Raw genomic sequence first — 7,989 nt, 5'->3', positions numbered from 1 at the left:
AAAATGGAAAAGTAGAAAGAAGTCACAGGGAAGATGGTAAGATTTTATATAATCGAAAAGTATTTACTAGCGAAAAAGATCTGATAAATCAGGTGGCAAAGCATGAAAGAAGATATAATAGTACGGCAAAAACAAGTTTAAAATTTAAAAGTCCAAATGAAGTTGTAGAAGAGTATTTCAAAAATACAGCCTGCTATTGTGAAAATTAAAATGAACTAAGTCAAGGTACGCAAAGCTTTACTCCTTGACTTATCCATTTATAATTTTCGATAAAATAGCAAGTATTTTGAAAAACTTTCTCGTAAGTGTAACATATGTATTGACAACTAAGAAAATACACTTTTAGAATTGATTTTTTATATTTTTTTATATACTTTTATTACTTACAAAATAAATTTTCTCCATTAGTAGAGATTACTTCCTTGTACCAATAAAAGGACTTCTTTTTTGATCTCTCTAGGCTTCCAGACCCATCATTGTTCCTGTCAACATAGATAAATCCATACCTTTTTTTCATCTCACCTGTTGTAAAGGAAACAAGGTCTATACATCCCCAAGGTGTATACCCTATAAGGTCTACTCCATCCTCTGATACGGCCCTTCCTATTTCTTTTATATGGCCCTCAAGGTAGGCTATTCTAGAGTCATCACTGCAAGTTCCGTCTTCTTCCCTTACATCGATTGCTCCGAAACCATTTTCAACTATGAATAGTGGTTTTTCATATCTTTCATACAGTAGATTAAGTGAATACCTAAGACCAACTGGATCTATACCCCATCCCCAATCTGTAGCTGTGATATATGGGTTGTCCACTGTATGAGGACTTGATGCATTTACTTCCTTAGACACGTCCCTAACAGTCTGAGAATCAACAGTATTAGACATATAGTATGATAGGCCTATATAATCAACTGTTCCCTCTTCAAGTATCTTGTAGTCCTCTGGTCTGATATCTAGATTAAATCCCTTCTTGGCAAACATCTTTTTTGCATAATTTGGATAATGGCCCCTACAATGGATATCTGCAAAGAAATACCTCATGTGCATCTCCTGTAGAGACAATAGCATATCTTCTGGTCTGCAAGTGTATGGGTATATAGGTATCATTGCTATCATACAACCTATCTTAAAGTCCGGATTGATCTTATGACCTATTTTTACGGCTAGGGCACTAGCTACCAATTCATGATGGGCCGCCTGGTACATTGCCTCTTCAGGGTTTGGGTAGTCATTGAAGATCACGCCTGAATTACTCCATGCAAAGGTATTGTTTTTGTAATTCATCTGGTTGTTTATCTCGTTAAAAGTCATCCAATACTTAACCTTGTCCTTGTATCTTTCAAAACAAACTTCGGCAAATCTCACAAAACAATCTATGACCTTACGATTCATCCATCCCCCGTATTCCTTGGCAAGATGGAGTGGCATCTCAAAATGACTAAGTGTAATAACAGGCTCAATACCATGACTCAATAATTCATCAAATAAGGCATCATAAAATGCCAAGCCCTCTTCATTAGGCTCTTTTTCATCACCCATAGGAAATATACGAGTCCAGGCAATACTAGTCCTGAAACACTTAAATCCCATTTCTGCAAAAAGACCTATATCCTCCTTGTACCTAGTATAAAAATCTATAGCATCGTGGTTTGGATAGTACTCAGTGCCCAAAACACCATCAGTAATTTTCCTCTCAAGTCCGTGTGCACCAGCAGTCATAACATCTATTACGCTTGGCTTTTTGCCACCCTTGTCCCATCCACCCTCTAATTGGTGGGCTGCAACTGCACCTCCCCATAGGAAGTCCTTTGGAAATATACTCATATTATAACTCCTTTTCAACTAATAAATAATCACTTAAAAAACAAAGGAGAAAGAAGACACATAAACACAGTTCTTCTCTCCCCACTTAAATTTAAATATATCCACCATCAAATAAAAATACTATAGTTATGGTTGCTAGTACCTAGACTACTTACCACAACATTTCTTGTATTTCTTTCCACTACCACATGGACACTGGTCATTTCTTCCAATTTTTTCTTCTTTTACGATAGTCTTAGCCTTGTTGTGGTCTCTCTGGATCTTCTTTCTTAAACCAGCATCAAGAATGTCGTCCCATCCCTTTAGGCTTGACAACCAATGAGCTTCAACTTCTACCATATTAAAGTACAACTTTTCCCAGTCTATCTTTATGTTTATCTGTGTATCTTCTTCAATCTTTTCAAGCTCCTGAGGCATTTCTATAGACTCATTGATACCGTCTAAGAATCCCATAAATGTCTGGCTGTTTGTATTGTACTTGGCTGCAAGTTCACTTACCTTACCAGCGATTATCTGTGTCTTGTTGTTTAATACTTCATTGTATATGCTAGTTTCATCTCTTAGGAATTCTTCCCAGAACTTTACTTCTGCCTGTTCATCAGCATGGTTTTCACTAGCTTTTCTCCACTGTTCAAATAACATATTTTAATCCTCCGTTTAATATCCAATAAATATTTTTCAACCATTATAATAACATATTTTATAACTTTTATCTAGAGAAAATCATCTTTAAGACCTCTATTGCCCTTTTCTGGTCTATAAAATATGGACTAGTAGCTATTGTAATAAAATCTGTGTTCTTTACATAACCTATTACACACTCCAACCTCTCGTCGAATCCTATATAGTCCATGTCCTCAGAAAAGAAGTCCAGGTCCAGGTCCAGTATATAGCCATCTGGTCTTTTGGCTGACATAGAATATGTTGAATCTATTATATACAAATCTTTAAATATGCCCCTTTCCATGGCTGGCTTTATAAAACTGCCAACATTTAGGACCTCTGTAGTATACCTTGCAACATCGACTAGGTCCTCAAAATCCACCTCATAATTATCAGGCTCCCTGGTATCCTTGTGCTGGTCTATATGAACAAGGTCTATTCCCCTATCAAACTTTCCCTCCTTAAGACCCTTGGCCCAAAAGTAAAATGAATGGTTGTGGTTGTCAAATAGGTATACCTCTTTGTCACCGACTTCTTTACACTCTAGCTTGTATATCTTGTCTAGCCCCCTACATATTTTTTCCTCTCCCTCTTCTAATTCTATAAAAGAAGGATGTTGAGCTAGTTTAACTCCATCGAGGTCTGATACAATAATCTCTGGAACATATATTTTCTTATTTAGCCTAGCCTCATAAGAAAACTTGTTATTACCAACTGGTTTTTCTATCCAAAATCCTCCGTACATAAGCCCTCCTCATAAAATTATGGGGCCATCTAATGACAGCCCCATCAAATATACTAAAACATAGTCCAAGGATATTCCTTAGGAGGTTTAGACCTAAATACCATGGTCTCCTTGGTAGTAGGATGAACCAACTCAAGCCTAGTAGCCCAAAGAGCGATTTGTTGGCCCTTTTTAGCCACTTTCGAGTATCTCTGGTCACCATACAGGGCATACTTTCTAGAAGCGAACTGAACCCTTATCTGGTGGGGCCTTCCTGTATGTAAATCTATCTCTACAAGTGAATAATCCTTTTTATCTTCTGGAGATATACTAGAATCCAATAACCTATATGATAGTCTTGCTTCCTTGCCCCCATTAAAGGACTTATCCACACACCTAACCATGTTTTTATTGGTATCCTTGTATAAATAATCCACAAAGTCCCCAGCCTTTGGTGGATTTCCGTTTACTATTGCCTGGTAGGACTTTTTCATAGTCCTAGTCCTTACCTGATCAGAAAGACGAGAAGCCGCCTTTGAAGTTCTAGCAAATACCATCACTCCACCAACTGGCCTATCTAACCTGTGGACCAAGCCCATAAATACAGCTCCTGGTTTGTTGTACTTTATTTTTACATATTCCTTACACATGCTCAGCATATCTACATCTTTTGTATTGTCAGATTGTGATAAGATATTTGGTATCTTTTCCACAACCAAAAGATGGTTGTCTTCGTATATTACCTTTAAATTTGTATCCATATCTATCTTTCTTCCCATCTACCAAATATACCACATGGTAGAACAGTTTTAGACTTTGAGCAAGCAAGACCTACTTCACCTGAGTAAATCTTTCCACCCTTTGCCTTTCTTCCTATAGTAGCACCTAGGACATTTTCTAGGACTATAGGTGAAAAACCTGTAGTGTATGAGTTGATCAGGAAGAATAATGGCCTATCTGATAGTATCTTCATGCACAAGTCTACAAATTCATACAGCTTGTCCTCTATCTTCCATACTTCTCCCTTAGGCCCCCTACCATATGAAGGTGGGTCCATTATTATAGCATCGTACTTGTTGCCACGTCTTACTTCTCTTTCAACAAATTTGAATACATCGTCTACTATAAATCTCACCTTCCTGTCCTTTAGACCTGACAGTTCTAGGTTCTCCTTGGCCCAATTCACCATTCCCTTGGCTGCATCTACATGGCATACCTCAGCACCTGCACTCGCACAAGCCACACTAGCTCCCCCAGTATAGGCAAATAGGTTTAGCACCTTTATAGGTCTTTTGGCAGATGATATCTTGTCCATCATCCAGTCCCAATTTGCCGCCTGCTCAGGAAATAGGCCTGTATGCTTAAATCCTGTTGGCTTTATCTTAAAAGTCAACTTTCCGTAATTTATGGTCCACATTTCTGGATACTTGTTTATTACTTCCCAGCTTCCACCGCCCCTATTTGACCTGTGGTAGTGGCCATGTGGGTTCTTCCATAGACCTCTTTCATTGGCTATAGGCCATATAACCTGTGGATCTGGTCTCCTAAGGACATACTGACCCCACCTTTCTAACTTTTCTCCACCACCTAGGTCTATTAATTCATAATCTTTCCATTTATCTGCTAAAAGTAGCATCTATTACCTCCATATTACATATACACAAGGGCTTATTTAAATGATTTTACAAGCCCTCTACTCTCTATCTGTCTTACATATATCCAAGTGCCTCTTCCTTGGTCATCCAAAAGTGGATTCCATGGGATGAATCCAACCACCTATCTTCATTGTAGGAGTCAGCTACTACCACCTCTCCCAATCTGTAGACAAAGTCCGCGTCTACAAAGGATACTGCTTCAGTATAGTGACCACTTCCATCTAGGTTGGTGATTGCAAGGACCCTAGCCCTGTCACATCTACAAGCACTTGTGGTCGATGAACACCTCTTGGAGTCTTTCAAAATCAAGAGGGTAACCAACCTGTCATTGAAACACTTTTTATATCCAATAAAATAGCCATCTTCAGGACAATACATCCTAAAATGCTTGGTTCTAGGACTGTCCTTGATACCGTCCAAAACTGCATCCAACAAAATAGCCCCTGTAAAGTCAGTCCCATCACAGTTTGAATTTGACAGATTACAAGTCCTAAAATCTGCACCCTTGAAGCTAGCCTCCACAAAAGATGCGCCCTCAAAGCTTGTATTTCTAGCCTTAATATTGTCTAAAATAGCACCATCAAATACAGCACCATTAAAATTCACATTTTCAAACTCAGACCATGAAAGGTCAAGGTTTGAAAAATCAAGACCGCTTAAATCTAGTGTGTGTTTACAAACTAGGTTCAATTTCATACCTAATTTTCACCTTCATTCTCAACATTCCTGTACTCATTGTTAAATGTCTTAAGATTTGGGCTAACCTTTATTTCGTTGTCAACTATATCTAACTCAAGTAGTGATATGTAGTTGTTCACTAGTTTCTCTTCAGGCTTGATTGTAGATATAAATACTCCTGTACCAACAACCTCTGTGTTAAACTCCTTCATCAACTCTGTCATACCCTTGATAGTACCACCGCCCCTCATAAAGTCATCTATAATAATAACCTTGCTTCCTGGCTTTAAGGCCTTTGAAGGAAGCGACATTGTCTCTATCTTAGAAGAAGAACCTGTTACATATGTCATTGAAATTGTAGGTCCCTCAGATACCTTGGTATTCTTCCTTATTATAACTAGGGGTAGATTCATTGCCTTGGCTGTCATCAAGGCCATAGGTATACCCTTTGTCTCCATAGTGACAACACAGTCCACCTCGCTGTAGTCTATATTTGATGCAAAAATTTCTCCTATCTTATATACCACATTAGGATCATATATAAGGTCTATTAAATATAGGAAGCCTCCTGATAGGATACGCCCCTCTTCCTTTATTCTTTCGCATAGACTTAGAAGGAAGTCCTCATTTTCTTCCTTTGATGTCTTTGGTATATACTTTACTCCGCCAGCTGCTCCTGAGATAGTTATAACTTTACCAAGTTGTAGCTTTTCAAACACGTTTTTTACCACTATCAGGTCTTCACTAATCGTAGACTTGGCAGCGTTAAATTGGTTTGTGAAGAAGCTCAGCGTAAAGATTTTATTAGGATTGTCAGATAATATCTTTACTATCGCCCCTATTCTTTCATTCCTCTTAAATTTGTTCATCTCGACCTCCATAGATTCTTTTATTAAATGTATGCTTATTATTTATCATTTGAACTTTATTTAATTTTTTATGATATAATATATTATTATATTAAAGTTAGTAATTTCATATACTATACACTTATATGATGCTGAACATTTTAATATTATACCATATAAAACGTTCGATTAATATATTTTTTTATAAAATTGGGGGAGGACATCACTATGAATGTACATTTTATAGGAATTGGCGGTATAAATATGAGTGCCCTAGCAGAAATCTGTATCAATAAAGGCTATAAAGTCACTGGTTCAGATATGCAAGATTCTTATCTAATCGACCACCTAAGATCTTTGGGCGCAAAGGTCGTTATAGGTCAAAAAAAAGAAAATATTACAGATGATATCAACATGGTAATATATACTGCTGCTATTTCAAACGACAACGAAGAGTTCCAGGCTGCTAAGGAAAAAAACATCCTTATGATAAACAGGGCGGCATTTTTGGGACAGATAATGAGAGAATACAAAAACTCGATCGCAGTATCTGGTACGCACGGAAAGACAAGCACAACTAGTATGCTATCAACTATATTTAACCATGCAGAAAAGGACCCTACAATCCTAGTAGGAGGAAACCTGTCTACAATAGGTGGAAATGTAAGAATAGGAAATTCTGAACACTTTATAACTGAAGCCTGTGAGTATGTAGATAGTTTCCTTAACTTCAATCCATTTATATCTTTGGTACTAAATATAGAGGAAGATCATTTGGATTACTTCTCAGGACTAGATGAAATAAAGGCATCTTTTAACAAGTTTGGTAAGTTACTTCCAGAAGACGGCTTCTTTATCATAAACGGAGACAGCGAAAACACTAAGGACATCACATTTGATGTAAAGGCCAGTGTCATCAGATTTGGTCAAAAAGATACTAATGACGCCATCATATCTGATATTAGTTACGACGAAAATGGCTATGCAAGATTTAACCTTAAATACAAGGGTGCTGCTCTAGGTAGGTTTGACCTTAGTATCTACGGCCTACACAACGTTTACAATGCTACAGCTGCCATAGTGGCTTCTATAGTATCAAATATAGACATAGACACTATAAAAGAAGGTATCAAAGAGTACAAGGGTGTTGGCAGACGATTTGAGAAAAAGGGTGAATACAAGGGTGCTCTAGTAATAGATGACTATGCCCACCATCCAACTGAGATCAAGGCTACACTTGCATCTGCCAAAAACCTTAAAAAAGACAAGATGTGGGTTGTATTCCAGCCACACACATACACTAGGACAAAGGCTCTTTTTGATGAATTCTCACAGGCATTCCATGCAGCAGACAAGGTAATAGTTGCAGATATTTATGCAGCTAGAGAGCAGGATCCTGGAGATATAAATTCAAAGATGCTAGTTGAAAGCCTATATACAAACCACGTAGATGCTATCTACCTACCATCTTTTGATGATATAACAAACTACTTAAGAGAAAATGTTGGACCTAACGATATGGTCATCACTTGTGGTGCAGGTCCTATATTTAAGGTTGGAAACAGCCTACTTGGAATAGAATAATCACATTTATTA

The 7,989-nt window shown here is 37.5% G+C and carries 8 protein-coding genes and 1 pseudogene; 2 read left to right on the top strand and 7 right to left on the bottom strand.

The features are described 5' to 3' along the window. Positions 1-209: pseudogene (locus F823_RS11185) on the top strand (hypothetical protein); the annotation flags it as partial. A gap of 170 nt (positions 210-379) precedes the next feature. Here the strand turns inward: F823_RS11185 and F823_RS0107250 are convergent. The 7 genes from F823_RS0107250 to purR all read right to left on the bottom strand — a co-directional run bounded on the left by F823_RS0107250 (position 380) and on the right by purR (position 6,414). Continuing rightward, positions 380-1,825 carry a 6-phospho-beta-glucosidase gene (locus F823_RS0107250; RefSeq protein WP_002845824.1) on the bottom strand — a complete coding sequence of 482 codons (1,446 nt, stop codon included), beginning with the start codon at positions 1,823-1,825 and terminating at the stop codon, positions 380-382. A 147-nt stretch (positions 1,826-1,972) separates the two neighbouring features. Next, positions 1,973-2,467, bottom strand: coding sequence for an SEC-C metal-binding domain-containing protein (locus F823_RS0107245; protein WP_002843061.1), 495 nt, complete (start codon positions 2,465-2,467; stop codon positions 1,973-1,975). 67 nt (positions 2,468-2,534) lie between these two features. Then, positions 2,535-3,233 (bottom strand): peptide arginase family protein, encoded by a 699-nt coding sequence (locus F823_RS0107240; protein ID WP_002842920.1) that lies wholly within the window; start codon positions 3,231-3,233, stop codon positions 2,535-2,537. A 53-nt stretch (positions 3,234-3,286) separates the two neighbouring features. Next, positions 3,287-3,991 (bottom strand): RluA family pseudouridine synthase, encoded by a 705-nt coding sequence (locus F823_RS0107235; RefSeq protein WP_002845826.1) that lies wholly within the window; start codon positions 3,989-3,991, stop codon positions 3,287-3,289. After that, positions 3,976-4,848 (bottom strand): class I SAM-dependent methyltransferase, encoded by an 873-nt coding sequence (locus F823_RS0107230; protein ID WP_002843032.1) that lies wholly within the window; start codon positions 4,846-4,848, stop codon positions 3,976-3,978. The genes F823_RS0107235 and F823_RS0107230 overlap by 16 nt, the downstream gene beginning before the upstream one ends. Before the next feature lie 73 nt (positions 4,849-4,921). Next, positions 4,922-5,563 carry a pentapeptide repeat-containing protein gene (locus F823_RS0107225; protein ID WP_002845827.1) on the bottom strand — a complete coding sequence of 214 codons (642 nt, stop codon included), beginning with the start codon at positions 5,561-5,563 and terminating at the stop codon, positions 4,922-4,924. A 2-nt stretch (positions 5,564-5,565) separates the two neighbouring features. Further along, a complete protein-coding gene (purR, locus tag F823_RS0107220) occupies positions 5,566-6,414 on the bottom strand; it encodes a pur operon repressor (protein WP_019595543.1) in 849 nt (282 codons plus the stop codon). Between the two features lie 207 nt (positions 6,415-6,621). Here purR and murC point away from each other — a divergent pair, with 207 nt between their 5' ends. Beyond that, positions 6,622-7,977 carry a UDP-N-acetylmuramate--L-alanine ligase gene (gene murC / locus F823_RS0107215; protein WP_002845831.1) on the top strand — a complete coding sequence of 452 codons (1,356 nt, stop codon included), beginning with the start codon at positions 6,622-6,624 and terminating at the stop codon, positions 7,975-7,977. Positions 7,978-7,989: the final 12 nt, after the last annotated feature.

The organism is Peptostreptococcus anaerobius VPI 4330 = DSM 2949 (assembly GCF_000381525.1).
Lineage (GTDB): Bacteria > Bacillota > Clostridia > Peptostreptococcales > Peptostreptococcaceae > Peptostreptococcus > Peptostreptococcus anaerobius.
This window is presented reverse-complemented; position numbering and strand designations above follow the sequence as displayed.

Excerpts from the sequence above, each read along its gene's own strand:
- F823_RS0107235 (WP_002845826.1), bottom strand. The coding sequence starts at position 3,991 with ATGGGAAGAAAGATAGATATGGATACAAATTTAAAGGTAATATACGAA.
- F823_RS0107230 (WP_002843032.1), bottom strand. The coding sequence starts at position 4,848 with ATGCTACTTTTAGCAGATAAATGGAAAGATTATGAATTAATAGACCTA.
- F823_RS0107250 (WP_002845824.1), bottom strand. The coding sequence starts at position 1,825 with ATGAGTATATTTCCAAAGGACTTCCTATGGGGAGGTGCAGTTGCAGCC.
- F823_RS0107240 (WP_002842920.1), bottom strand. The coding sequence starts at position 3,233 with ATGTACGGAGGATTTTGGATAGAAAAACCAGTTGGTAATAACAAGTTT.
- F823_RS0107225 (WP_002845827.1), bottom strand. The coding sequence starts at position 5,563 with ATGAAATTGAACCTAGTTTGTAAACACACACTAGATTTAAGCGGTCTT.
- F823_RS0107245 (WP_002843061.1), bottom strand. The coding sequence starts at position 2,467 with ATGTTATTTGAACAGTGGAGAAAAGCTAGTGAAAACCATGCTGATGAA.
- purR (WP_019595543.1), bottom strand. The coding sequence starts at position 6,414 with ATGAACAAATTTAAGAGGAATGAAAGAATAGGGGCGATAGTAAAGATA.
- murC (WP_002845831.1), top strand. The coding sequence starts at position 6,622 with ATGAATGTACATTTTATAGGAATTGGCGGTATAAATATGAGTGCCCTA.